This is a genomic window from Caballeronia sp. GAFFF2, assembly GCF_023631485.1.
GTDB lineage: Bacteria > Pseudomonadota > Gammaproteobacteria > Burkholderiales > Burkholderiaceae > Caballeronia.
Genome location: NZ_JALQDA010000022.1, coordinates 1 through 614, shown reverse-complemented (window position 1 = coordinate 614; position 614 = coordinate 1). Strand labels below are relative to the sequence as shown.

Sequence of the window (614 nt, the reverse complement as noted above, 5' to 3'; positions counted from 1 at the left end):
TGATAGTGCGGATCTCCCGTGTGAAAGTAGGTAATCGTCAGGCTCCTCATGCAGCAACAAAAACCCCACCCCCAAACAGGTGGGGTTTTTGCATTTCGCTTTCAACTATAAGTGAGAGCCTCAGTTGATGCGGGTCGCGCGGAAAGCTTGACAACACCGTGTTTCTTCCCCATAATCGATAGTTCTCTGCGGAGGGGTGCCCGAGTGGCTAAAGGGGGCAGACTGTAAATCTGTTGGCTTACGCCTACGTTGGTTCGAATCCAACCTCCTCCACCAGAATTCAAGCGGTAGGGAATCCAGCCCAAGCGGGTGTAGCTCAATGGTAGAGCAGAAGCCTTCCAAGCTTATGACGAGGGTTCGATTCCCTTCACCCGCTCCAGTGTCGGTTTGTAGTGCCCATGTGGCTCAGTGGTAGAGCACTCCCTTGGTAAGGGAGAGGTCGGCAGTTCGATCCTGCCCATGGGCACCAGAAGTATTAGTCTAGTAAGTTGCGCGTGGCGCAAGGTGCGGAAATCCTGTTAGGAGTCGAAAATGGCCAAAGGTAAATTCGAGCGGACCAAGCCGCACGTGAACGTGGGCACGATCGGTCACGTTGACCACGGCAAGACCACGCT

General features: G+C 54.1%; 1 protein-coding gene and 3 tRNA genes. All 4 read left to right on the top strand.

The window, feature by feature from the left end:
- Nucleotides 1-190: 190 nt before the first annotated feature.
- A tRNA-Tyr gene (locus NCT04_RS13510) sits at nt 191-276 on the top strand.
- Nucleotides 277-305: 29 nt separating this feature from the next.
- Nucleotides 306-379: transfer RNA gene (locus NCT04_RS13505), tRNA-Gly, on the top strand.
- Between the two features lie 15 nt (nt 380-394).
- Nucleotides 395-469 (top strand) — tRNA-Thr (locus NCT04_RS13500).
- Nucleotides 470-531: 62 nt separating this feature from the next.
- On the top strand, nt 532-614 hold an 83-nt coding region (locus NCT04_RS13495), incomplete at its 3' end, for a GTP-binding protein (protein ID WP_042615313.1).